We start from the raw sequence: 21,542 nt of genomic DNA, 5'->3' as shown, positions 1-21,542 counted from the left end.
CGCGGGTGGTGCGGTAGGTGGGGATCGAGGGCCGTGGGGCCGGCTCAGCCGACGCGGGCGAGCGCGCCCGCGAGCTTCGTGGTCGACCGGCCCGGGTGGTACGGGACGGTCACGGCCTGGCCGCCCCACTCGGCGATGACCGCCGACTCGGGGAGGTCCTCGGCGCGGTAGTCGCCGCCCTTGACCCAGAGGTCGGGCTTGATGGAGCGGAGCGCCTCCTCGGGGGTGTCCTCGGAGAAGAGCACCACCGCGTCCACGACGCCGAGCGACATGAGCAGGTCCACGCGGTCCTCCTCGGTCATGATCGGCCGCTCGGGTCCCTTGAGGCGGCGGACGGAGTCGTCCGAGTTGAGGAGGACGACGAGGCAGTCGCCGAGCGCGCGGGCCGCCGCGAGGGTGCGGGCGTGGCCGGCGTGGACGAGGTCGAAGCAGCCGCCCGTCGCGACGACGGTGCCGCCGGCGGCGCGGGTGGCGCGGACCACCTGGAGGGCGCTCGCCGCGTGGCCGCCGATGGGGCGCGCGGCGGGCGGGCCGACGAGGGTGGCCACGCCGCCCGCGTCCACGTACTCGGCGGCGGAGGCGACGGCGTCGCGCACGGCGTCCTCGACGGTGGATCCGCCGGCCAGCGCCGCGAGGGCGGTGGCGGCGAGGCGGTCGCCGGCGCCGCACGGGTCGCCGGTGGCGACGAGCGGGGCGGGGACGACGACGGGCATGGACGTGGATCCGTCGGCGCCCGCCGACACGAGGAGCGCGCCGCGCTCGCTCATGGTGACGGCGACCGTCCGCACGCCCCAGCGCTCGCGGAGGAGGCGGGCGGCGTCGGCGGCCGCGGAGACGTCGCGGCCGGCGAGCCCGGAGAACGCGCGCGCCTCGGCGAGGTTCGGGGTGGCGAGCGCGGTGTTCGGGACGGGCGGCTCGCCCGCGGGGTGCGGATCCCAGACCAGCGGCACGACCGCGGCGCGCGCGTCGAGGGCCTGGCGGAGGCGGAGATCGCGGGTGACGCCGCGGCCGTAGTCGGCGACGACGATGGCGTCGGCCGAGGCGATCGCGTCGAGCATCTCGTCGGTCGCGGCCGGGGTTGGCGGCGGCGCGCAGCCCTCGTCGATGCGGGCGATGGCGTGGCCGTCGGCGCGGACGCGGGTCTTCACGGGCGTGGGCGCGCCGGACGGGCCGGCGACGACGTCGATCCGGTCGAGGCACGCGCGGAGCGTCTCCGAGTGGCGGTCGTCGGAGAGCACGGTGACGAGGCGCACGTCGTGGCCGTCGCGCGCGAGCATGGTCGCGACGAGGCCGGCGCCGCCCGCACGCGGGAGCGACTCCTCGACCTCGATGACGGGCACGGGCGCGTCGGGGCTGAGGCGGTGGGCGGCCCCGGTCATGTCGACGTCGAGGAGGACGTCGCCGACCACGACGATCCTCATGCCGACACCTCCGCGGGCTCGGCGGTGGCCGCCGCGGACCCCGGCGACGCGGGCGCGGCGTCCGCGGTGGCGGAGGCGACGGCCGCGGCCCGGTCGTTGGCCTTCAGGCGGCTCTCGAACGAGCGGCAGATCGCGTGCACGGCGACGAGCTGCGCCTCCTGCACGTTGGCCGACGGGCCGTCGAGCGCGATGTGGTCGTCGCACGCCTCCACGAGCGGGTTGGGGCCGGGGCCCGTCATCGCCCACGTGGTGGCGCCGGCGGCGCGCGCGGCGGCCGCGGCCTTCAGGAGGTTGACGCTCCGGCCGCTGGTGGAGAGGAGCACGACGATGTCGCCGGAGCGCGCGTGCGCGTGCACCTGGCGGGCGAAGACCTCCTCGAAGCCGTAGTCGTTGCCGATCGCGGTCACGGCGGACGACTCGGAGTGCAGCGCGATCGCGGAGAACGGGCGGCGGTCGCCGTCGAAGCGGCCCACCAGCTCGCTCGTGAGGTGCTGGGCCTCGGCCGCGGATCCGCCGTTGCCGGCTGCGAGCAGGCGCGCGCCGTGGCTCATCCGGTCGGCCATCTCGCTGCCCCACGCGGTGAGGCGCGGCGCGTGCGTGCGGAGGGCGTCGAGGACCGGGCCGAGCGCGTCGAGGTGCGCGTCGACCACGGTCGGGTCGGCGGGGAGGTCGTCGAGGGCGGCGTCCTGGATCGCGGACCGGTACGCCTCGGCGGTGCGGGCGGCGACGGTCGCCCACGAGTAGCCGTGCTCCATGCGGTCGCGGCCGGCGCGGCCGAGGCGGCGGCGGCGGGCGGGATCCGCGTGCAGCGCCTCGAGGGCGTCCGCGATGGCGGCGGGGTCGCGCGGCGGCACGAGGATCCCCGTCACGCCGTCGACCACGCTGTCGGTGAGCCCGCCCACGGCGGAGGCGACCACGGGCACGCCCGAGGCCATCGCCTCGAGCGGCACGATGCCGAACGGCTCGTACCAGGGCGCGCACACGACGACGTCGGCGGTGCGCATCACGGCGGGCATGTCGGCCTGGGAGACGCGGCCGTGCAGGCGCACGCGGTCGGCGACCCCGGCGGCGCGGGCGGCGTCCATCAGGCGGCGGGCCTCGGTGTCCTCGCCCGCGCTCTCGGCGTCACCGGATCCGCCGACGATCACGAGCTCGATGTCGCGGCGGCCGCGGCGGTCGAGGATCGCGAGGGCCTCGATCGCGAGGTCGACGCCCTTGCGGGGCACCAGGCGGCCGATGACCATGACGCGCATGAGGCCGGAGGCGTCGTCGTCGGCGCGTGGGGCGCCGCCGTCGAGGGGCACCGTGCCGTCGACGGGCATGAAGTGCTCGATGTCGACGCCGCACGGGATCACCGTGATGCGGGCCGCGTCGACGCCCGCGCGCACGAGCTCGGCGGCCTCGTCGGAGCAGGTCGCGATGACCGCGTCGGCGCGGCGGCCGACGCCGGGCTCGAGGGCGGCGCGCTCGGCGGGGCTCGTGTCCTCGGCGCCGAGGTGGCGGCGCTTCACGGATCCGAGCGCGTGGAAGGTGTGCAGCACGGGCGGGGCCGCGGCGGCGCCGACCGGGGAGGAGGCGAGGCGCGCGGCGGCGTCGAGGGCCGCGATGCCGGACATCCAGAAGTGGCTGTGCACGACGTCGGGCCGGTTCGTGCGCCAGTCGGCGAGGAGGCCGTCGGCGAGCTCGCCCATGTGCGGCAGGAGGTCGTCCTTGGGGACGGCCCGCGCGGGTCCGGCGTCGAGGTGCACGACCTCCACGCCCGGCGCGAAGGCGACGCGGGCGGGCAGCTCCGGGTCGTCGCGGCGCGTGTAGACGGTGACGGTGTGGCCCTCGTCCGCGAGCGCCGCGGACAGCGCCGCGACGTGCACGTTCTGGCCGCCGGCGTCGACCCCGCCGATGGTCGCCAGGGGGCTGGCGTGCTCGGAGATCATCGCGATCCTCATCGTGTCGTCCTCTCGTCGAGCGGGTGGTGCGTGGGGAGCGTGGGGGCCGGGGAGAGCGGGGGCCCGGACCGGCCGGCCCCGCGGCGGGCGCGACGCCCGGCCGCGGCGTCCACCGCGTCCTGCAGCACGGCGTCCATGTCGCGCAGGAACCGGCCGAGGGAGTAGCGGGCGAGCGCGGCCTCGCGGGCGACGCGGCCGCGGCGGGCGGCCTCGTCGGGGTCCTCGGCGAGCAGCCGCGCGACGCGCACGAGGTCGGCCGGGTCGGCGGAGATCGCGCCGGCGTCCGGCGGCACCGCGCGGGAGGCCTCGGTCGCGTCGAGCACCAGCACGGGCATCGCCATGTGCATCGCCTCGAGGAGCGACAGGCCGAGCGAGGTCCAGCGGTGCGGGTGGATGTACGCCCGCAGTCGCGCGAGCTCCGGGTGCATGCGCGCCGTCGGCAGGTCGCCGCGCGGCGCGATCCGGTCGCCGAGCTCGGGGAAGGCGCCCGGCAGCAGGTCGGTGCCCATGCCGAACACCTCGACGGGCGCGACGTCGGCGAACGCGGGCAGCAGGTCCGTGCCGGTGATGCGGCCGCGGCGCACGGGCTCGTTGATCACGGCGCCGAAGGAGGCGACCTCGCCCGTGTAGAGCGCGCCGGGGTCGGGCACGCCGTGCTCGACCACGGTGGTGGGCGCGGATCCGGTGTCCCACATGAGCGCGTTGAAGCGCGTGACGTGGATCACGGGGATGTCGGTGCGGTCCGCGAGCGGGTGCACGGTCTCGGTCGGGGCGCCGCGCGGCGTGTTGTGCTCGAGGAAGACGGCGGCCACGTCCGTGCCGAGGCGGCGGCCGAGGAGGCGCTCGGCCTCGTCGATCTCGGCCACGCGCTGGAGGAGCACCAGGTCGACGCCCGTCTCGTGCAGGAGCGCGGGATCCACCTCGCGGGCGGTCGCGGGCCAGTCGCGTCCGCCGCGGCCGAGGCCCCAGGCGTCGCGGGCGGGCGTGGTGGGGAACAGGATCTCGTGCGATCCGAGGACGAACGAGTCGGTCCAGCCGCCGTGGACGTGCCACATCAGGATCCTCATGCGGGCACCTCCGCGGTCGGGCGCGAGGCCGTGCCGCCGGTGCCGCCCGTGGTGGCGAGCAGGCGCTCGACCGCGTCGGCGACCTCCGCGGGGGAGACGCCCGCGAGGCACGGGTGGCCGGGGATCGGGCAGTCGCGCGCGCGGCTGAGCTTGCAGGGCGCGTCCTGGTCGCCGAGGAGGATCACGGGCACGCGGTACGGCGCCCAGCGGATCGGCGGGACGACGGGCGAGAACAGGCTGACGACCGGGAGGCCGGTCGCGGCGGCGAGGTGCGCGGGTCCGGTGTTGCCGCTGACGAGCACGGCCGCGCGGCGCATGAGCGCGCCGAGCCCGGCGAGGTCGGTGCGGCCGCCGAGGTCGAGGGCGGCGGATCCGGCGACGTGCGCCGTGAGGTCCCGCTCGTCCGGGCCGCCGGTGACGACCACGGGGATGCCTCGCTCGACGAGGAGCGCGACGGCGTCGCGGTGCTGGTCGGCCGGGTAGGAGCGCGCGCCGACCGCGGCGCCCGGGTGCACGAGCGCGAAGGGGCCGTCGGGGAGGAGCGCGGCGACGTCGTCGGGGAGCGCGGCCTCCGTGACGGCCAGGCGGCCGTCGTCGTCGGCGGGGAGCGCGTGGCCGGCCGCCGCGGCGATGGCGAGGGCGCGCTCGGGCTCCGGCTGGTCCTCGTCGAGGTCCTCGCCGGGCTTGAGGCGCACGTCGAGCAGGGAGCCGGCGTAGTCGACGCTCGCGCCCGTGATCCGCCGCACCCCCGCGAGCCGCAGCAGCAGCGCGAGCGGGAGGGGCGACTGGTGGAAGGAGGTGAGGATGACGGCCTCGTCGGGCGCGACCTCGGCGAGGATCGCGTGCAGGGCGTCGACGGACGCGGCGTCGGCGTCGGGCGCGGGGGAGGAGATCCACGGCGCGTCCCACACGTGGACCGCGGAGACGCCGGGCAGCAGCCGGCCGGCGGACGCACCGCGGGGGCCGCAGAGCAGGTGGACCTCGACGCGCGGGTCGGCGGCGACGGCGCGCACCGCGGGTCCGGAGATCAGCACGTCGCCGACCGAGTCGAGCCGGGCGACGAGCACGCGGCGGGGTGCCTCGTCGGGGAGGAGCAGGTGCACGGCGTCGAGGATCGTCGGGGCGACGAGCTCCGCCTCGGCCACCTCCTCCTCGCGCGTGACGGGCGTGGGCACGAGCACGCCGCGCGCGCCCGCGTTCCGGGCCGCGCCCATGTCGGCCGCGATGTCGCCCACGACCGCGACGTCGGACGGGTCGACGCCCCACGTCCGGCAGGCCTCGAGGACCATGCCGGGGGCGGGCTTGCGGCAGTCGCAGCCGTCGTCGGATCCGTGCGGGCACAGCAGCACGAGGTCGAACGCGCCGAGCAGCTCCTGCACGCGCGCGTTGACGGCGTCGGCCTGCGCGCGGGTGATGAGGCCGCGCGCGATGCCGGACTGGTTGGTCACCATGCCGATGCGCAGGCCCGCGGCGCGCACGGCGTCGACGGCCTCGCGGGCGCCGGGCATGAGCTCGACGAGGGCGGGATCCCCGTTGTACGGGACGTCGACGACGAGCGTCCCGTCCCGGTCGAACAGGACGGCCTGGAGGTCGTTCCCGGGCGAGCGCATGACGGGCACGTACCCGACTGCTCCTCCTCCCAAACGCGGCCGCGAGCACTTCTCCTCCTCCCGTCACACTTCTCCGCGAGTCGAGGAGCAGCGCCCCCGCGCGGGGAGCAGCAGCGCCCTCGGGCGGGGGCGTGCGGACGGGGGCGCTGCGATCGGGGGCGCGGGCGGGCGGGGCCGGCGTCAGCGCGCGGCGACCTCCGTGATCCACCGCGACCGCGCCAGCAGCATCGGCATGAGCGGCGCGACCAGCAGCGCCCCGAGCCCGCCGACGGCCATGTCGCCGATGGTGTCGGCGTACCCGGTGAGGATCTCCGGGTCGAGCCACGCCTGCCCCGCCCACTCGCCGAGCTCCCACAGCGCCGAGAGCGCGAGGCCCACCGTGAGGCTCAGGAACCCGAGCGGCAGCGGCCGGCGGTCGACCACGACGCCGGCGCGGTCGGCCAGCAGGATCACGAGCGCGGCGAGCGCGGCCGTCGTGACGAGGTGCGCGGGGATGTCCCACCACGGCAGCATCTCGTAGAGGTCGAGCCGGTTGCTCGCGGCGGAGACGAGGGTCGTGATCCCGATGGCGAGATCCAGCCCCGGCCGCGCCCCGAGGGACCGCGGCGCCACGAGCCCGAGCAGCGCGAGCGCGAACATCGCGGAGGTGACGCCCGTCCACGCGAACACGGAGAAGAGGAACGTGAGCAGCCCGATCACGCGCACGGCGTCGGCGAGGATCGCCGTGATCCCCTGCGGCGGCACCAGGAAGGTGCGGCCGGCGGCGTCGGCGAAGGCCGCGACGTCCTCGGGCGGGGCGGGCTCGTCGGGCGGGTTCGCGGCGGCGGGATCCGTCAGCACCGCACCACCGCCTGCAGCGCCTCGTGGTCGCTCGGCGCGCGGCCTGCGACGCGCGTGGTGTTGATGCCGACGCGCGCGACCTCGATGTCGGGCGTGACGAGCATCCAGTCGATGCGGCGGGTCGTGCGCTTCGGGGCCTTGTAGTTCGACCACGTGCCCCACTCGGGTGTGAGGCGCTCGCGGGCGCCGTCCCACGCGTCGACGAGCGCGCCCGACTCCACGAGCAGCCGGTGCGGCTCGGTGTCGACGCCCGCGTTGGTGTCGCCCGCCACGATCGTGGGCACCTGCACCTCGGCGACGATCTCGAGCATCATCCGCGCGCTCGCCTCACGTGAGCGGCGGGAGAGGTGGTCGAAGTGCGTGTTCACGTGCCGCAGCGGCAGGCCCGTGGCGAGGTCCGTGAAGTCGGCGACCACCGCGATCCGCGGCACCATGTTGCCCCAGCTGCGGGATCCGGCGACCGCGGGCGTGTCCGACAGCGCGACCTGCCGCCAGCTCGTGAGCTCGAGGCGGCGCGTGTCGTAGAAGGTGGGGCAGCCCTCGCCGTGGCCGTCGGGGTTGCGGCCGTGGCCGATCCGCCGGTAGTGGGGGCCGAGCGCCTGCGACACGGCACGCCCCTGCGTGGGCATCGCCTCCTGCGTGCCGAGGAGCGCGGGCTGCTCGCGCTGCAGCAGCGCGGCGAGGAGCGGTCGCCGGTTCGACCAGCGGTCCGGGCTGCCGGGGCGGTAGTGCGCGAACAGGCGGCGGATGTTGTACGTCATCACGTGGAGCTCGGGGGCGTCGACCGGGCCGACGAGCACCCGCCCGTCCCGCAGGGTGCCGTCGGCGCTGAGGGTCATGGATCCATCGTCCCCCAGCGGGGCGGCCGCGGGCGCCGCTGGAGGGGAACCGTCACGTCCCACGGACCCTCCACCGCCCGCCGCCACGCCCGCGCTACTCGTACCGCAGTGACGTCACCGGATCCGCGCGCGCCGCCCGGGCCGCCGGCAGCGTGCCGGCGAGGAACGCGATCGCCATCACGACGAGCACGATGGTCGCGATCGAGGCCGGATCGAACGCGATGAGCGTCAGCCCGGGCAGCCCCGAGAGCAGGCCGCCGGCGAGGGCGGTGCTGATCCCCGTGCCCGCGGCCACCGCGATCACGACCCCGACCGCGCTGCCGAGGAACCCGATGAACGCGGCCTCGATGCTGAACAGCGCGAACACCTTGCCGCTGCTCTGCCCCATGGCCTTCATCAGCCCGATCTCGCGGGTGCGCTCCTGCACCGACATGAACAGCGTGTTCACGATGCCGAACGACGCCGCCAGCAGCGCGATGATCGCGAACCCGTTGAGCACCAGCACGATGCCGTCGATCACGGTCTGGAACGTGCCGAGCTGGTCGGCGACGGTCGTGCCCGTGTAGCCGGCGTCGGCGAGGCGCGCCACCAGCGCGTCCACGTCGGCGTCGGTCGCCGCGGCGTCGAACCGCACCGTCGCCTGCGCGTACCGGTCGGGCTCGTCCGCGGGGAGGCCCGTGTCCTGCGCGGCGGCGACCGCGTCCGTGAGGGCCGCGTTGGTCGTGATGCTCGCCCCCGTCGTCGACGCGATGCTCTCCTCCGCGACCCCCACCACGGTCGCCTCCACCAGGTGCTGCGCGCGTGCGGCGTCGGTGACCGCGAGCGTCACGGTCGACCCGACGGCGGCCGCGTCGTCCGCGAAGCCGAGCGGCTCCACGAACGAGGTGGGCAGGACGGCCTGCAGCTCGGTGGATCCGTCGTCGGGCGCGACGCCCGCCGTGAGCGTCATGGTCTGGCCGGGCGCGAGGCCCGTGGCGCCGACGACGTAGGGCGCGCTGTCGCCCGCCTGCACGTAGTCCGGCGAGAGGGAGACGGTCGGCTGCACGTCGAGCACGCCGCCCACGCCCTGGAGGGCGGTGATGTCGTCGGGCGTGAGCGCCACCACGGTCTGGCCGGGAGGGCCGGTTTGGGCGCTCGCCACCGTGTCGGGGTCGTACTCGCGGGGGCCGGTCGCGCCGGGCCCCGTGGCGGCGTCGTCGCTCGCGCGCGTCACCGTGAGGGTGTCGGAGGACCCGACCGCGCCCACGGTGTCGTCGATGTAGCGGTCGATGCCGGTGCCGATCCCGTTGGTGAGGGTGAGGGTGAAGGCGCCCACGAAGATCGAGAGGACCGTGAGCACGAGCCGCGTGCGGGAGCGGAACGTGTTGGCGACGGCGGACCGGATCAGGTCGAGGGGCCTCATGCCGCCACCGCCTCGGTCGCGGCGACGGCAGCGGTGCCCGCGAGGCGCGGCCCGTCGTCGCCCGAGTCCTCGACGAGCAGGCCGTCGCGGATGAGGATCCGCCGGTCGCAGCGCGCGGCCAGGTCCTCGTCGTGCGTGACGATGATGAGCGTGATCCCGCGCTCGCGGTTGAGCGCGAACAGGATGTCCTCCACCACCTGGCCCGTCGCCGAGTCGAGGTTGCCGGTGGGCTCGTCGGCGAAGATGATCCGCGGGTCGTTCACGAGCGCCCGCGCGATCACGGTGCGCTGCTTCTGCCCGCCCGACAGGTCGCCCGCGCGGTTGCGGGCCTTGTCGTCGAGCTCGAGCTGCGCGAGCGCCGCCATGCCGCGCCGCCGCCGCTCCGTGCGCGGGGTGCCCGCGATGGCCATCGGCAGCATCACGTTCTCCAGCACCGACTGGCTCGCGGTGAGGAAGAACTGCTGGAACACGAAGCCGAAGGTGCGGTTGCGCGTGCGGTCGAGCCGGCGGCCGCGGAGCTCGGACGTGTCGACGCCCTCCAGCTCGACGGATCCGGAGGTGGGCGCGTCCAGGAGCGCCAGCGTGTGCATCAGGGTCGACTTGCCGGATCCGCTCTTGCCCACGATCGCGAGGCTCTCGCCCTGCCGGATGTCGAGGCTCACGCCCTTGAGGGCGTCGAATCGGTTCTGGCCGCGGCCGTACGACTTGCGCACGTCCCGTACCCGGATGATGGGGGTGTCCATGGTCCTCCTCGGTGGTCGGGCGCCGGTCGTCCGGGCCCTCGGTCGAGCCTCGCCGGGGCGCCCCCGGCGCGCGTCGCCCGACCGCGTCCGGCCGATACCGCGGTCGCGGTACCGGCCCTGGTCCGGCGGGGCGACGCGCGGGGTGCGCGCGTCCGGGATCATGAGGGCATGCCCCGTCCCGCGCCGCGTCCGCCCGTCGCGGTCCCGAGCCCGCGGATGCGGCCGCTCGTCGGCGGCGACCCGCTCACCGGGGGTCCCGCGTCGAGGCGCCGCCGCCCGCCCGCGTGGGTCGGCGACCTGCTCGCGTCGGTCCTCGTCGTGGGCCTCGCGTTCGCGCGCTTCCCCGGCGGGGAGTACCGCGCCGACGATCCGCTCACGTTCGCGCTGGCGCTCGCCCCCGTCGCCGTGCTGCCGTTCCGGCGCCGCCGGCCGCTCCCCGTGCTCGTCGCGTGCCTCGCGCTGTTCGGCGCCGCCGCGTTCGCGGGGCTGCTCGCGCCCGGGATCGTGCTGTCCGTGACGATCGCCATGTTCGTGGTGGCGAACCGCCTCGACCGGCGCGCCGCCGTCACCGCCGCCGCCTGCTCGGTGGCGGCCGTCATCGGGCTCAGCCTGCTCGCGGCGGTGGGATCCGTGTTCGACCCGCGGACCTTCCAGTTCGCCGTCATGACGGCGTTCGCCGCCGCCGCCGGCGACGCCACCCGGTCGCGTCGGGAGTTCATCGCGGCCGTGACGGAGCGTGCCGAGCGCGCCGAGCAGACGCGCGAGTCCGAGGCCCGCCGCCGGGTCACGGAGGAGCGGCTGCGCATCGCCCGCGACCTGCACGACGCGGTCGCGCACCAGATCGCGGTCATCAGCCTCAACGCCGGCGTCGCGTCCTCGGCCGTCGACACCCGGCCCGAGAAGGCGAAGGAGGCGCTCGTCACGATCCGCAGCGCGTCGCGCGCCGTGCTGCGCGAGATCGGCGACCTGCTCGAGATGCTCCGCCACGGCGAGGACGCGGGCGAGGGCGCCGGATCCGCCGCGCAGCCCGGGCTCGATCGGCTGGAGGCGCTCGTCGAGCAGTTCGCGACCGCGGGCCTCGACGTCTCCGTGCGGATCGAGGGCGACCGCGGCGCGCTCCGCGGCGCCCCCGACCTCGTGGCCTACCGCGTGGTGCAGGAGGCGCTGACGAACGCGCACAAGCACGGATCCGCCGGCCGCGCACACGTGCTCGTGGCGGTGGGCGAGCAGGAGGCGCGCATCGTCGTGACCAACCCGGTGCCGGCCCCCGCGGCCGGTGCGGGAGGCGACGCCGTGCGCGCCGACGGCCACGGGCTGCTCGGCCTGCGCGAGCGCGTCGACGCGGTCCGCGGGAGCATCGAGGCCGGATCCGCACCCGGGGGCTGGCGCCTCGCCGCCACCCTGCCGCTCACGAGGGAGGGCCGCGCATGATCACCGTGCTCGTCGTCGACGACCAGCCGCTCATCCGGCAGGCGGTGTCCGACATCCTCGACGTGGATCCGCGCACGAGCGTCGTCGGGACCGCCGTCGACGGGCGCGACGCCGCCGAGGCCGCGCGCCGGCTCCGGCCCGACATCGTGCTCATGGACATCCGCATGCCCGAGCTCGACGGCATCGGGGCCACGGCGGAGATCTGCGCGGACCCGGCGCTCGCCGACACGCGGGTCCTCATCCTCACGACGTTCGAGGAGGACGAGTACCTCGTGGCCGCCCTCCGCGCGGGTGCGAGCGGGTTCATCGGCAAGGGCGCGGAGCCCGAGGACATCGTGCGCGCGGTCGTCGCCGTGCACGCGGGCGACGCCCTGCTCTCGCCCACCGCGACCCGCGGCCTCATCACCCGCTACGTGCTGCCGGGCGGCGCCGGATCCCCGTCACCCGCGATGTCGCGGCGCCAGGCGGAGCTGGAGCACCTCACCGAGCGCGAGCGCGAGGTGCTGCTGCTCGTCGCGCAGGGCCTCGCGAACCCGGAGATCGGCGAGCGGCTCTTCATCTCGCCGCACACCGTGAAGACGCACGTGAACCGGGTGATGAGCAAGATCGGCGCGCACGACCGGGCGCAGCTCGTGATCCTCGCGTACGAGACGGGGATGCTGCGGCCGGGCGAGGGCTAGCGGGACGCGACCCGCGAGACCGCTGTCCCCGACCCCGCGGACCTCAGTGCCCGTGCCGGTGGTGGCTGTCCGGGTAGTGCTCGTGCGTGTGGGTGATCGGCTCGTGCGTGTGCACGTGGCGGTGGCGCGTCCCGGGAGCCACGGGCTCCGCGTGGTCGTGCTGGTGGTGCGCGTCGTGGGTGTGCCAGTGGTCGTGGGTCACGGCCTCGTGCGTGTGCTCGTGCTCGTGCCGCTCCGTCAGGTGCAGCCAGACGCCGACGGCCATGAGGATCCCGGAGAGGACCAGCGGCCAGGTCACGGGCTCGCCGAGCACCAGCGCGAGGATCGCGCCGAAGAACGGGGCGACCGAGTAGTACGCGCCGGCGCGGGCCGTGCCCACGTGCCGGAGGGCGACGATGAAGAGGACGAGGCTCACGCCGTAGGCGAGGAAGCCGACCGCCATCGCCGCGGCGACGCTCCCGAGCGCCGGAAGCTGGGCCCCGAGGAGGAACGCGAGCACGAGGTTCACGGGGCCGGCCACGCCGCCCTTGACCGCGGCCAGCCAGGTGGCGTCGGCCAGCGCGACCTTCCGGGTGAGGTTGTTGTCGATGCCCCAGGAGAGGCAGGCGCCGAGGATCGCGAGGGCGGGCCAGGCGCTGCCGAGCTCGACGCCCTGCGGGACGGTGAGGACCACCGCGCCCGCGACGATCGCGACCATGCCGAGCGCGATCCGCCGGTCGAAGTTCTCCTTGAACACGAACCAGGCCAGCAGCGCCGTCGCGACGCCCTCCGCGTTGAGGAGCAGCGAGGCGCCGGACGCGGGCATGTTCACGAGGCCGACCAGCAGGAGGAGGGGGCCGAGGATCCCGCCGAACAGGATCGCCCCGGCCAGCGGCAGGCGCTCGTCGCGGGCGAGGTGCACGCGCGGGGACCGGCGGATGAGGCGGATCAGCCCGAGCCCGATGCCGGAGCCCGTGTAGAGGAGGCCGGCGAGCATCCAGGGGCTCACGGAGTCGAGCAGGAGCTTCGCGGCGGGGGTGCCCGCCCCGAACAGGACCGCCGACAGCAGGGCCGCCTGGACCCCGCGGCTAGCGAGCGCCGTCCGCACGCGCGGCCTCCTCGTGGTGGTGGGCGGGGGATCCGCCGAGCTGGTGCTCCGCCTGGAAGATCGCGTCGGTCACGAGCTGGCGCGCGTGCTCGTCGACGAGCCGGTAGAAGACGCGCGTGCCCTCCTGCCTCGTCGCGACCACGCGCGAGAGCCGCAGCTTCGCGAGGTGCTGCGAGACGGCGGCGGGGGACTTGCCGACGCGCTCGGCCAGGTCGTTGACGGGAGCTCGCCGTCGCGGAGGGCGAGGACGATCCGCACCCGCGTCGCGTCGGCCAGCATCGCGAACACCTCGACCGCGAGCTCGACGTGCTGGCTGTCGGGATGGCGGCCGCACCTGCTATCCGCATGCATGCGCAGATCCTTTCACATGCGACGGGGCGAAAGCGGCTGGCGGCCACGACCGCGGCCGACCCGCATCCGTCGCCCGGATCACCCCGCCGATTCAGCGGTTGCGGAACAGCGTCTCCTAGGCTCGGAGGTCGAGGTGCCCGCCGATCGCGGCGCGCCCTCCGATGCCGTCCGCACGACCCGACGCCCGACCCCCCGACAGAACGAGAGGCCGCATGAGCGCCATCCAGGCAGTGACCCCCGGCGAGATCCACCCGAGCGAGGGATATGACGGCTTCGTCGGCTGGGTCCTCTCGCTCATCGAGACGCTGGGGGAGGTGGGCGTCGGCCTCGCGGTCCTCATCGAGACGTTCGTGCCGCCGATCCCCTCCGAGGCGATCCTCCCCGTCGCCGGCTTCCTCGCCTACGAGGGCCGCATGAACGCGTGGGGCGCCTGGGCCGCCGCCACGATCGGCGCGCTCGTGGGAGCGCTCATCTGGTACGCGATCGGCGCCGCGCTCGGCCGCGACCGCACCCGCCGGCTCGTCGGTCGGATCCCACTGCTCGACCACGAGGACTTCGACAAGGCCGAGGCCTTCTTCGTCCGCTGGGGCGGCACCGCGGTGCTCCTCGGCCGCTGCGTGCCGCTCGTGCGCTCGTTCATCTCCATCCCTGCGGGCATCGAGCGCATGCCCATCTGGCGCTTCTCCCTCTACACGGTGGTCGGATCCGGCGCCTGGAACGCCATCTGGGTGGGCCTCGGCTTCGCGTTCGGCCCGGCGATCCGCCCGGTGCTGGAGCAGTGGAGCGGCCTGATCTCCTACGCGGCGATCGGCGTCATCGCGCTGCTCGTGCTGTGGTTCGTCGTGACGCGGCTGATCCGGCGGGCGCGGGCGGTCTGATCGCGCGTCGGGCGCACGATCGTGCGCCCGACACCGGCCCGGCCCATCACCCCGCCACCTCCGCGCCTCCCCTCTGCCAGGCTGGAACCCATGCAGACCCGAGGCGACAGCGCCGCCCTCCCCGACGACGCCCGCCCCGCTCCCGAGAGCACCGACGGCGCCGCGAGCCCCGACGGCCCCGCCGAGATCCTCGTCCTCCGCGCCATCAAGCTCGGCGACATCCTCGTGGCCGTCCCCGCGCTCCGCGCCATCCGCCGCGCGCACCCCGGGTCGCGGATCCTCCTGGCCACGACCGGCTGGCTCGCCCCCGTCGTGAAGCTCCTCGGCATGGTCGACGAGCACCTCCCGCAGCAGGGCTTCGACCACCCCATCGCGCGCGAGCCCGGCACGGTCGACCTCGCGATCAACCTGCACGGCGCCGGCATCGAGAGCCGCACCCTGCTCCACGAGCTGCGCGCGCACCGCACCCTCGGCCACGCGGCGCCGCGGTTCGACGGCATGCCCGCCGCCGATGGCCCCGAGTGGGAGGACGGCGTGCTGGAGCGCTACCGCTGGGCGCGGCTCGTCTCCTGGCACGGCATGCCCGCGGATCCGGACGACGTCGGCATCGAGGTCCCCGCCGAGCCGCCCGTCGCCGAGCACGCCGTCGTGATCCACGTGGGCGCCGCCTACGGATCCCGCCAGTGGCCCGTCGACCGCTTCGCCGAGGTCGCCCGTGCGCTCGCCGACGAGGGCCGCACGGTCTTCTTCACGGGGTCCGACAAGGAGCGCGAGCGCGCCCTCGAGGTCGCCGCGCTCGCCGAGATGCCCACCTCGACCGTGCTCGCGGGCGAGCTGGCCCTCGACGCCTTCGCCGGTGTCATCGCGGCCGCCGACCTCGTCATCTCCGCCGACACGGGCGCCGCCCACCTCGCGAGCGCCTACGGCATCCCCTCGGTCGTGATCTTCGGCCCGGCCCCGCCCGAGGAGTGGGGCCCGCCCGCGTCCGGCCCGCACATCGTGCTGACCGACGCGTCGCAGCGCCTCGGCGACACGTTCTCGGCCATCCCGGATCCGGCGCTCCTCGCGATCACCCCGGTCCACGTCCTCGAGGCGGCCCGCTCGCTCGACGGCCACCGCGTGATCCGTCCCCTCACGGGTGAGCCGCGCGACTGATCCCCCACCTCCCCGCACCGGGGTCTGTCCCGGGGGCCTCGATCCCTGCTTCCCTGGGGTGGCGGGACCGTGGCGGGTCGCTGGCGGCCGCCTGGCGGGTCACCGGCGGGTCGCTGGCGTGGTGCCGGCAGGAGGGCGAGATGAGCATGGGACGCATGAACACGACACGGATCATGGAACTACGTCAGGCGCAGGGCTGGACCCAGGAGCGCCTCGCCACCGAGAGCGGCGTGGGCGTCCGCACCGTCCAGCGGCTGGAGGCGGGCGAGGACGCGAGCCTCGAGACGCTCTCCCTCGTCGCCGAGGCGCTGCGCGTGCCGGTGCGCGACCTCTTCATCGACATCGACGGCGCCGGGCTGAGCAGCCGCGTCGGATCCCTCGAGGACCGCACGGCGGAGCAGCAGGCCGGGCGCGACCGCATCGCGCGCGCCTGGCTGCTGCTCTACGTGGGGATCGGCATCGTGCTGACCCTCGTGGCGTTCACCGTCCCGGACGGCATCGTCCTGTTCCTCGCCTACTGGCTCGGCGGCACCCTCATCGCGTCGGCTCTCCGGCGCCTGTTCCTCGAACCCCGCCTGGACGTGCGGTACCCGCTGTCCCGCAGCACCCGCACCCGTCGGCAGCGCCGCCGCGAGCAGCGCGAGGCGCAGGCGGTCGCGGCGGGCGACGCACCGGACGTCGTCCCCGCTGTCTGACGGTCAGCGTCGGCGCCGGAGCACCTCGAACGCGAGCTCCACGGGCACGCCGAGCGGCTGCTCCGTGAGCGGCACCTCGTGCGGGAAGCGCTCGTCGCCCAGCCCGGTGACGATGCGGGCGAACTCGCCGTGCCGGTGGATCCCGCGCAGGTGCAGCCCCGGCAGGTTGTCGTCGAGATGCCGTTCCAGCGACGCGAGGTCGTAATGCAGCGTCAGCCAGATCGCCCACGGCGTCATCTCGGCCGGGAAGCTCACCCAGCAGTCGGCGTCCAGGGGCGCCAGCGGCACCACGGCGGCGATGAGCTCGTGGATCCGGTGGGCACTCGCCCCCGCGGGCACGACGACCTCGTGGCCGGTGGTGGTGATGAGCGTCGTCTGCGCCTCCCCGAAGACAATCCCGTCCACGATCCCCACGCCCTCCGGCTGGGACCGCTCCACGAGCGTGAGCCGCGAGAGCAGGTTGCCCCGGAAGGTCGCGCCGTGCGGGAGGTCCGAGTGGTCGGGCAGCGACGCCGGATGCGCGGTTCCGGCCTCATCGTCCATGAGCCCGGGCGACGGATCCTCGCGCCGGGCGGTCGAGGTCATCCGCGCGAGCATGGCCGCGGTCATGACGACGGCGCGGCCCCTCGTCGCGCCTGCCTCGTCTGCATCCACCTCGTCTGCATCCACCTCGTCTGCATCGACCTCGCCCACGGCGGCCTCAGCTGTAGTCCGCGTGCACGGTCTTCGCCGCCCCGTCGAGCCGCACCGTCCCGCCGTGGGGCAGGATCCACTGCGGGCGCGTGTGCCCGAACGGCACGCCGACGCACACCACGGCGCGCGGGTTGTAGCGGGCGATCTGCTCGATCACCGTGTCGCGCTGCTCCGCCCGCAGCCGCGCCCGCTCCTCGGCCGACGGCACGGGGGCGCCCATGACGATGGTGGGCGGCCGGGCGACGAGCACGCCCTGGACGACGTCGAGGATCCCGCGCTCGCCGAGCGCCCGCACCCACCGCCGCACGCTGTCGGCAGACGGTGCCTCCTCGCTCGTCTCGAGCAGCAGGATCCCGCCCTCGAGCCTCGCCACGTCGGGCATGCGCCCGGCCATCGCGATCTGGTCGATGACCTCGATGCAGCCACCCCAAGTCGGTCCCTCCACAGCGGCGGCTGGCCCGGCCCACGTCCACGGCTCGGTCGCCTCGCGCTCGCCGAAGGCGGTGAGGGCGCGAGGATCCGTCCACTCGACCCCGTGGTCCTCCGACTCGCCCGGCTCCGTGATCTCCAGCTCCCCGCCCTCGATCAGCGCGGCCCGCAGCGAGCGCAGGTGCACGTCGTCGATGCCGGGGCCGGCGCCAAGGTGCACCTGGGTGGATCCGCCGTAGAAGCTCGGGATGCCGAGCCCGGCGAGCAGGTTGTGCAGGTTGGTGTTGTCGCTGTAGCCGAGAAAGGGCTTGGGGTTCCGCGCGAGCTCCTCCGTGTCGATGTGCGGGATCACGGTCACCTGGTCGTCCCCGCCCACGGTGGAGAGCACCGCGCGGATGGAGTCGTCGGCGAACGCGGCCGTGATGTCCGCCGCGCGGTCCTCCGCCGACGCGCCGAGCCGCCGGGTGGTCGGGTACTCCACGGGGATCAGCCCGGTCGCCTCCTGCAGCCGCCGCATCGCCTGCTCGTGCACCTCCGGCGCGAGCCCCGGCGCCGCGAACGCGGGCGACAGCACCGCCACCCGGTCTCCCGCCTTCGCCTTGGGCACGGACTTGCGGAACCGGGAGGTCGTGGAGGGGGCCATGCGGGCCATGCTCGCAGAGCAGCCCGTGAGCGCGGCGGCGTTCTGCTCGGAGCTTCCCTCCTGGGCTGATCCTCGGTATCCATGCTCCATGGCACAGGACGACGCGATCAGCCGGGACGCGAATTCGATCGAGCCCCTATTCCGGAAGGTGGCATCGGGGTGCGATCGCTCCCCACGCGAGCTGGCTCGCGCCGGGCTCCGCACCACGGAGGACCAGGAGCCGAAGCTCGACGCCATGCGAGCAGCGTTGGTCGCCGGCGAGGCGAGCGGAGAAGCAGGACCGTTCGACTTCGACGCGTTCGTCGCGGACAAGCGCGGGCGCAGCCGTGCTGGCGCATCCCGGCGGTGACATCCGGCCCGACACGGTCGACGTGATCCAGATCCTGCACCGGCGAATGGACCCGGCGCGGCACCTGTGAGTGCCGCCAGGCTCGCAGGGGGGTAGCGCCGATGGCTCGCTACGGCCCGCCCAACCAGTGGTCGATCCGATGGTGGTCCGGGCTGAACCCGTGGCCCACGCCCCAGATGACCGCCTGGGTGCGGCTCTGCACCTGGATCTTCCGGTAGATCGAGCGGATGTAGCTCTTCACCGTGTTGGGGGAGAGGTAGGTGAGGGCCGCCACCTCCTGGTTGCTCTTGCCCTGCGTGATGAGCGCGAGGATCTCCGACTCGCGGTCCGTGATCCCCTCGCGCTTGCCCGGCCAGTCGAGCGACGGCGCGCTCGCGGCCCGCAGCGGGGCCTCGTTGAACAGCTCCTCCCCGGCCTGGATCCGCTCGAGCGCCTCCACGAGCTCTCGCGCCGGCAGCGCCTTGGAGAGGTAGCCGTGCACGCCCTGGCGGCGGGCGTCGGCGATCAGCTCGGGCTGGAAGTTCCAGGTGTAGACGACCACGTGCGTCGCGCGCGGGTTCCGCACGAGCTCGGCGATCTCGTGGTGGTCCGACTCCGGCTGCGCGAACGAGTCGTAGAGGACGATGTCGATCTCGTCGGAGAGGGCCGCGTTCGCGTCGATCTCGGCGACGACCACGCGGTCGCGGTAGTCGTCGAACATGTGGGCGAGGCCCTTCAGCACCACGTCGTAGTCGTCGACGAGCGCGATCGTGACGGGGCGGGTGCGGGTGGCGGCGGGCATGGCTCCAGGATCCCACCCCCAGGGGTGTGCTCCCACACCCCGGAGGGTGGTTGATTGGAGTCATCGGCCCGAACGGGCATCCACCGCGCGTCTTCCCTGACGTGCCCGCACAGAGGAGAACACCATGCTCGGACTCATCATCAGCCTCATCGTCGTCGGCCTGATCGCCGGCTTCATCGCCCGCGCGGTCGTGCCCGGCCGCCAGAACCTCGGCATCCTCAAGACGATCCTGCTCGGCATCGTCGGCTCGTTCGTCGGCGGCTTCCTCGGCTTCCTCATCTTCCAGCGCGACGCCATGGACGGCTTCTTCCAGCCCGCCGGCATCATCGGGTCGATCATCGGCTCGATCATCGTGCTGCTCATCTACGTGAAGGTCGGCGGCAACCGCAAGTCCGTGCGCCGCTGAACACGACCGGGCGAGCCCTGGACGCGCTGGCGCGGTCCGGACGACCGCCGGTAGTGGAGCACTGAGGAGGGGCGGGTGGCCGAGGAGGCCGCCCGCCCCTTCCGCGTGCCCGGATCAGGCGGTCGCGCCCGAGGCGCGGCCCTCGGCGTCCGCCGGTCCCAGCAGCGGCGCCCGCGGATCCACCAGCACCGACCGCGCCGCAGCACCGAAGCCGCGCATCGCCCGACCCCAGTACGCCCGCGGCGCCACCCCGCACGCGCGCAGGGCCGCGCGGTGGTCGACGACGATCACCGTCGCCGCGCCCGCCGCGACGACCGTCCACGCCGCCCCGACGAGCGCGCGCAGCGGAGCGGGGGTGTCCCGGAAGCCCGTGCGGAGGCGGTCGATCTGGAAGCGGACGTGGTCCCGCTCGTCGTCCGCGATGCGCTGCCCGAGGGCCCGGATCACGGGATCCGGCGCGTGGTCCGCCAGCGCCGTGAAGTAGCCGGTCGCGACCGTCTCCGCGATGAGGAACAGGCTGATCTCCGTCCGCAGCCCGATGAGGTGCCGCAGCCGGGTGAACGCGGCGTCCGTCCAGTGCGCCGGGAGCGCGGGCGCGTCCAGGTGGTCGAGCGCGCGGAGGAAGAGGGCCGCGTGCTTCTGCTCCTCCTGCACGAGGAGCGCGAGCGCGTGCGTGTAGGCGGGATCGCCCGCGGCGGTCGCCAAGCGGAGCAGGTGCGCGCCGTCGCCGCTCTCGCCGAGCGCGAAGCGCTGGAACGAGCGGACGAACGCGCGTCGGGTGCGGCCGTCGAGCGACGAGGGCGCGCCCGCGGGGATCAGCTCCTCGGGGGCGAGGTGCCGCTCGGCGTTCGCGTGGAAGTGGGCGATCCAGTCGACGGCGGTCGCCATGCGCGGCGTCCTGGCGGTGCTCGCGCGGTGGTCCTGATGCGGGTCGGTGTGCGTGATCGAGGTCATGCGCCCACGCTAGGAACGGCCGGCCTCCCGCCTCGCCCGGCGGGAGGGGGACTGGGCGGCGCCGCTCGCCGCATGCGGGAGCGGCAGGATCACCCCGGAGATGCAGCGTCATCCGGCCCGGGGTGCACCCCGGGGTGCACCCCGACGGGGATCAGCCGAACACCCGCCGCACCACCTCGTGCTCCTCCTCGAGGCCGTCCCACTCGTCGGATCCGTCGGGCCGGACCGACTCGTTCACCATCGCGAGCGCACCCCGGTAGCCCGCGTCCTGCAGCACGCGGAGGGAGCGGGCGTAGTCGACGTCGTCGAGGCGGCCGTCCTCGTGGCGGTGCGCCTTGGCGTGGCAGGTGACCGCGTGACCGGCGATGCGGGCCAGCTGTTCGTGCTTGTCGGGCATGGTCCAGTTGCCGAGGTCGATGAGGAGGCGCACGTCCCCGGCGTCGGCCAGGAGCGCGAGCACGGAGTCCGCGTCGGGCAGCATCTCGCGCCAGTTCTCGGTGACCACCTGGATCCCGGGGTGCCCGTCCGCGAGCCGCGACAGCCGTCGGGCGCTCGCCGCCAGCAGCTCCGGGGTCGGTGCGCTCCGACCGGCGGCGACGCGCGCGTGGTGCGCGCCGAGGGTGAGCGCGTCGTCGAGCAGGTCGGAGATCCACCGCTCGTGCAGGTCGGCGTCGGTGGGGTGCACGAGGTCGCCGTCGTCGACGAGGAACGCGTCGAGCACGATGCCGGACGAGTCCAGCGACGCGCGCAGGTCGGCGAGGTACGCCGCATCCCGCGTGGGCAGCTGGAAGTGGGCGAGCTGCACGGCCCGGTAGCCGCGGCGGGCGAGCTCGGCGGGCAGGTCGAGGAGGTCGAGCGCTCCGGCAGCCCGGCCACCGGGGACGACGGGGCCGGATCCGTCCGGACCGGCGACGCGCGGATGCCCGAGCGTCCCGTCGAGGGACCAGGCGTGAACGGCCTTGTCGGTCGGGCCCGTCACCGGAGGGCTCCTGGCGCGTGGACGATGGCGGTCATGCGGCCTCCCGGGTCGCCCGCATCGGCGCGGGGCATGCGTACGATCGTAGGCGCGGGCATGCCGCCGAGTCACGGCCCGTCTCGGGCCCGACCCGGTCGGCCGAGGCCCGCTCCGCCCGATCACCGCCCGA

Annotated in this window: 21 protein-coding genes and 2 pseudogenes; 7 read left to right on the top strand and 16 right to left on the bottom strand. The window is 75.0% G+C overall.

The window, feature by feature from the left end; all coding sequences use genetic code 11:
* Positions 1-44: 44 nt before the first annotated feature.
* The 9 genes and pseudogenes from ACT7CP_RS13845 to ACT7CP_RS13805 form a co-directional block, all read right to left on the bottom strand.
* A complete protein-coding gene (locus tag ACT7CP_RS13845) occupies positions 45-1,421 on the bottom strand; it encodes a PfkB family carbohydrate kinase (RefSeq protein WP_445442644.1) in 1,377 nt (458 codons plus the stop codon).
* Positions 1,418-3,364: a glycosyltransferase gene (locus ACT7CP_RS13840; protein WP_445442643.1), complete on the bottom strand. Its 1,947-nt coding sequence runs from the start codon at positions 3,362-3,364 to the stop codon at positions 1,418-1,420. The genes ACT7CP_RS13845 and ACT7CP_RS13840 overlap by 4 nt, the downstream gene beginning before the upstream one ends.
* Positions 3,361-4,431 carry a glycosyltransferase gene (locus tag ACT7CP_RS13835; RefSeq protein ID WP_445442642.1) on the bottom strand — a complete coding sequence of 357 codons (1,071 nt, stop codon included), beginning with the start codon at positions 4,429-4,431 and terminating at the stop codon, positions 3,361-3,363. The genes ACT7CP_RS13840 and ACT7CP_RS13835 overlap by 4 nt, the downstream gene beginning before the upstream one ends.
* Positions 4,428-5,528, bottom strand: coding sequence for a glycosyltransferase family 9 protein (locus tag ACT7CP_RS13830; RefSeq protein WP_445443992.1), 1,101 nt, complete (start codon positions 5,526-5,528; stop codon positions 4,428-4,430). Before ACT7CP_RS13830 ends, ACT7CP_RS13835 begins: the two co-directional genes overlap by 4 nt.
* A gap of 21 nt (positions 5,529-5,549) precedes the next feature.
* Positions 5,550-6,041 (bottom strand): annotated as a pseudogene (locus tag ACT7CP_RS13825) (D-glycero-alpha-D-manno-heptose-1,7-bisphosphate 7-phosphatase); the annotation flags it as partial.
* Between the two features lie 180 nt (positions 6,042-6,221).
* The gene (locus tag ACT7CP_RS13820; protein ID WP_445442641.1) at positions 6,222-6,881 is read right to left on the bottom strand and encodes a DUF2238 domain-containing protein; all 660 of its coding nucleotides are present in this window, start codon (positions 6,879-6,881) and stop codon (positions 6,222-6,224) included.
* The gene (locus ACT7CP_RS13815) at positions 6,875-7,720 is read right to left on the bottom strand and encodes an endonuclease/exonuclease/phosphatase family protein (RefSeq protein ID WP_445442640.1); all 846 of its coding nucleotides are present in this window, start codon (positions 7,718-7,720) and stop codon (positions 6,875-6,877) included. Before ACT7CP_RS13815 ends, ACT7CP_RS13820 begins: the two co-directional genes overlap by 7 nt.
* 94 nt (positions 7,721-7,814) lie before the next feature.
* Positions 7,815-9,122, bottom strand: coding sequence for an ABC transporter permease (locus ACT7CP_RS13810; RefSeq protein ID WP_445442639.1), 1,308 nt, complete (start codon positions 9,120-9,122; stop codon positions 7,815-7,817).
* Entirely contained in the window at positions 9,119-9,865 is a 747-nt protein-coding gene (locus tag ACT7CP_RS13805; protein WP_445442638.1) for an ABC transporter ATP-binding protein, read from the bottom strand. The genes ACT7CP_RS13810 and ACT7CP_RS13805 overlap by 4 nt, the downstream gene beginning before the upstream one ends.
* Positions 9,866-10,033: 168 nt before the next feature.
* On the opposite strand from ACT7CP_RS13805, the gene ACT7CP_RS13800 reads away from it, so the two are divergent.
* Positions 10,034-11,296: a sensor histidine kinase gene (locus ACT7CP_RS13800; RefSeq protein ID WP_445442637.1), complete on the top strand. Its 1,263-nt coding sequence runs from the start codon at positions 10,034-10,036 to the stop codon at positions 11,294-11,296.
* Complete coding sequence (locus ACT7CP_RS13795; protein WP_445442636.1) at positions 11,293-11,976, top strand: response regulator; 684 nt, start codon at positions 11,293-11,295, stop codon at positions 11,974-11,976. Before ACT7CP_RS13800 ends, ACT7CP_RS13795 begins: the two co-directional genes overlap by 4 nt.
* Before the next feature lie 43 nt (positions 11,977-12,019).
* Here the strand turns inward: ACT7CP_RS13795 and ACT7CP_RS13790 are convergent, their stop codons facing one another.
* Positions 12,020-13,063 (bottom strand): DMT family transporter, encoded by a 1,044-nt coding sequence (locus ACT7CP_RS13790; RefSeq protein WP_445442635.1) that lies wholly within the window; start codon positions 13,061-13,063, stop codon positions 12,020-12,022.
* Positions 13,044-13,414: pseudogene (locus ACT7CP_RS13785) on the bottom strand (ArsR/SmtB family transcription factor). The gene ACT7CP_RS13790 and the pseudogene ACT7CP_RS13785 overlap by 20 nt, the downstream one beginning before the upstream one ends.
* 212 nt (positions 13,415-13,626) lie before the next feature.
* Here ACT7CP_RS13785 and ACT7CP_RS13780 point away from each other — a divergent pair.
* From ACT7CP_RS13780 to ACT7CP_RS13770, 3 genes are all read left to right on the top strand, one after another.
* The gene (locus ACT7CP_RS13780) at positions 13,627-14,292 is read left to right on the top strand and encodes a DedA family protein (protein ID WP_445442634.1); all 666 of its coding nucleotides are present in this window, start codon (positions 13,627-13,629) and stop codon (positions 14,290-14,292) included.
* A 90-nt stretch (positions 14,293-14,382) separates the two neighbouring features.
* Complete coding sequence (locus ACT7CP_RS13775) at positions 14,383-15,447, top strand: glycosyltransferase family 9 protein (protein WP_445442633.1); 1,065 nt, start codon at positions 14,383-14,385, stop codon at positions 15,445-15,447.
* Between the two features lie 155 nt (positions 15,448-15,602).
* On the top strand, positions 15,603-16,142 hold the full coding sequence (locus ACT7CP_RS13770; RefSeq protein ID WP_445442632.1) for a helix-turn-helix domain-containing protein: 540 nt from the start codon (positions 15,603-15,605) through the stop codon (positions 16,140-16,142).
* A 3-nt stretch (positions 16,143-16,145) separates the two neighbouring features.
* Here ACT7CP_RS13770 and ACT7CP_RS13765 read toward each other — a convergent pair whose 3' ends face one another.
* Together ACT7CP_RS13765 and ACT7CP_RS13760 are read right to left on the bottom strand one after the other, a co-directional pair.
* Entirely contained in the window at positions 16,146-16,727 is a 582-nt protein-coding gene (locus ACT7CP_RS13765; protein WP_445442631.1) for a hypothetical protein, read from the bottom strand.
* Positions 16,728-16,842: 115 nt separating this feature from the next.
* On the bottom strand, positions 16,843-17,907 hold the full coding sequence (locus tag ACT7CP_RS13760; RefSeq protein WP_445442630.1) for a S66 family peptidase: 1,065 nt from the start codon (positions 17,905-17,907) through the stop codon (positions 16,843-16,845).
* An 88-nt stretch (positions 17,908-17,995) separates the two neighbouring features.
* On the opposite strand from ACT7CP_RS13760, the gene ACT7CP_RS13755 reads away from it, so the two are divergent.
* Positions 17,996-18,256, top strand: coding sequence for a type II toxin-antitoxin system ParD family antitoxin (locus tag ACT7CP_RS13755; RefSeq protein WP_445442629.1), 261 nt, complete (start codon positions 17,996-17,998; stop codon positions 18,254-18,256).
* A 109-nt stretch (positions 18,257-18,365) separates the two neighbouring features.
* Here the strand turns inward: ACT7CP_RS13755 and ACT7CP_RS13750 are convergent, their stop codons facing one another.
* Entirely contained in the window at positions 18,366-19,037 is a 672-nt protein-coding gene (locus ACT7CP_RS13750; protein ID WP_307506128.1) for a response regulator transcription factor, read from the bottom strand.
* 124 nt (positions 19,038-19,161) lie between these two features.
* Between ACT7CP_RS13750 and ACT7CP_RS13745 the strand changes: the two genes are divergently transcribed.
* A complete protein-coding gene (locus ACT7CP_RS13745) occupies positions 19,162-19,443 on the top strand; it encodes a GlsB/YeaQ/YmgE family stress response membrane protein (RefSeq protein WP_413961568.1) in 282 nt (93 codons plus the stop codon).
* A gap of 114 nt (positions 19,444-19,557) precedes the next feature.
* Here the strand turns inward: ACT7CP_RS13745 and ACT7CP_RS13740 are convergent, their stop codons facing one another.
* Both ACT7CP_RS13740 and ACT7CP_RS13735 read right to left on the bottom strand, forming a co-directional pair.
* A complete protein-coding gene (locus tag ACT7CP_RS13740) occupies positions 19,558-20,397 on the bottom strand; it encodes a ferritin-like domain-containing protein (RefSeq protein ID WP_445442628.1) in 840 nt (279 codons plus the stop codon).
* 151 nt (positions 20,398-20,548) lie between these two features.
* Positions 20,549-21,376, bottom strand: a complete 828-nt coding sequence (locus ACT7CP_RS13735; protein WP_445442627.1) for a sugar phosphate isomerase/epimerase family protein — start codon at positions 21,374-21,376, stop codon at positions 20,549-20,551.
* Between the last annotated feature and the right edge of the window lie 166 nt (positions 21,377-21,542).

The organism is Clavibacter rahimiani, assembly GCF_052654495.1.
Note: the sequence above shows the minus strand (reverse complement) of the source record. Positions and strands in the feature narration are given on the sequence as shown.